At 55.3% G+C, this 1,588-nt stretch carries 1 protein-coding gene; it reads right to left on the bottom strand.

Translation table 11 applies throughout. The features are described from left to right. Positions 1–1,228: DNA topoisomerase (locus tag L691_RS0122105; protein WP_025692485.1), on the bottom strand; the 1,228-nt coding region annotated here is incomplete at its 3' end. Positions 1,229–1,588 lie beyond the last annotated feature (360 nt).

The raw sequence follows: 1,588 nt of genomic DNA, 5'->3' as shown, positions 1-1,588 counted from the left end.
CCGTCACGGCTACCGTATCGTAACGGGCAGGGGGATAGAACAGGCTGATGAACCGGCGTACGATCAGATCATACAACTTCCGCTCCTCCGCGCTGAGCTGATTCAACAGCACTGTCTGCTCCGTTGGGATAATCGCATGATGATCGCTTACCTTGCTATCGTCGACAATCCGCTTCGTAATGTTCAGCGGCTTACGCAGCATCGGCCGTGCCAAGGGTGCGTAAGGGCCCACCGCCACGCTGTCCAGACGCTCCTTCAGCGTCCCGGTCATATCCGCCGTCAGATACCGGCTATCCGTACGAGGATACGTGACCAGCTTATGCTGCTCATACAGCCGCTGAAGCACGCTCGACGTCTGCTTCGCCGAAAACCCGAATTTGCGGTTCGCATCCCGCTGCAGCTCCGTCAAATCATAAGCGAGCGGATGCGGCTCGCTCTTCTCGCTCTTTTGGACCTTGACCAGCGTACCGCTCCGTCCTTCGAGCCGTTTTGCGAGCGCGGCGCTCTTTTCCTTATCAAAAATCCGGCCGTCTCCGCCGCTCGCTCTCCACTGCGCCTGGAAATTTCCGAAGTCCGCCGTCAGCGTATCAAATTCCTGCGACCGGAAATTCATAATTTCCCGTTCCCGGTCCATGATCATGCCGAGCGTCGGCGTCTGTACGCGGCCTGCCGAGAGCGGTGCGCCGAACTTGGTGGTCAGCGCCCGCGTTACATTCAGGCCGACCATCCAGTCGGCCTCAGCGCGGCAGCGCGCCGACTCGTACAGCCGGTCGAACTCCCGGCCCGGCTTAAGCGACGCAAAGCCTTCCTTAATCGCTTTATCCGTCTGGGAGGAGATCCAAAGTCGCCGGAACGGCTTTTTCCACTGAGCCATGGTCATGATCCACCGCGCCAGCAGTTCTCCTTCCCGCGCCGCGTCGGTCGCGATAATAAGCTCGCCGACATCCTGGCGCTTCATCAAATGCTGAACCGCCTTGAACTGTCCGCCCGTCTCCCTCAGCACCTTCAGCTTCATCCGGTCCGGCAAAATCGGCAGATCCTCCAGCGCCCATGTCGCAAATTTATGATCATAATCCTCGGGCTCTGCCAGACCCACCAGATGGCCGAGCGCCCAGGTCACAATATACTCCGGTCCTTCCATATAGCTCTTCTGCTTCTCGCGACAGCCCATCACCCGCGCAATCTCGCGCGCTACTGACGGCTTCTCCGCTAATATCAATACTTTCATAGCTTGCTCCTTTCCGTCTTGAACTATTATAACAAAGAAAAACAGTATCAGATCCCAGAACTTCGCAACATATGTTAAATTCCTTCCTGCTTCAGACAAACCTCAAAATAGATCTTATCCTTCCACTGACCGCATATGTATCAGCTTCGCTTGCTTCAGTTGATACCATAATAACCAACACATTCGCTATCAACGGCTTCCTATAGCGAGGATGTCCAAACTTGCATTCAAGTCTCGATTGCACGCCGGGCACGTTCATTCGGATGTATTCGTGTATTTGAGAGCAAATACAAAAAACCACTGCTGAGGATCAGCAGTGGTTCATGTGCTTGGCAACGTCCTACTCTCCCAGGACCCTTC

Origin of the sequence: Paenibacillus zanthoxyli JH29 (assembly GCF_000520715.1) — a bacterium.
Lineage (GTDB): Bacteria > Bacillota > Bacilli > Paenibacillales > Paenibacillaceae > Paenibacillus_AQ > Paenibacillus_AQ zanthoxyli.
This window is presented reverse-complemented; position numbering and strand designations above follow the sequence as displayed.